This is a genomic window from Psychrobacter sp. 78a-MNA-CIBAN-0178 (assembly GCF_040309625.1).
GTDB classification, from domain to species: Bacteria; Pseudomonadota; Gammaproteobacteria; order Pseudomonadales; family Moraxellaceae; genus Psychrobacter; species Psychrobacter okhotskensis.
Genome location: NZ_JBEOOZ010000227.1, coordinates 1 through 230, shown reverse-complemented (window position 1 = coordinate 230; position 230 = coordinate 1). Strand labels below are relative to the sequence as shown.

The following is a 230-nucleotide window of genomic DNA, read 5'->3' as shown; positions in this document are numbered from 1 at the left end:
AATATGTTCATAGTCTCCGGCAATATCAACAACCAATTTTGATACATTTTCAGCTAGTTGAGCACCATATTGAGCAGCATCAGCCACTAACACTTTACTCACGCCCGCTAAACTTTGTGCTGCACTTACCGCGGCAGAACAATCAGCACCAGCAACCAGTACATGAATATCACCACCAATGGCTGCTGCAGCGCTAACTACTTTCGCCGTGTCAGTTTTCAGGCTGACAT

General features: G+C 45.7%; 1 protein-coding gene. It reads right to left on the bottom strand.

Features of this window, described 5'->3' with window-relative positions; all coding sequences use genetic code 11:
- On the bottom strand, positions 1-230 hold a 230-nt coding region (locus tag AAEY80_RS14920), incomplete at both ends, for an adenine nucleotide alpha hydrolase family protein (protein ID WP_502945566.1).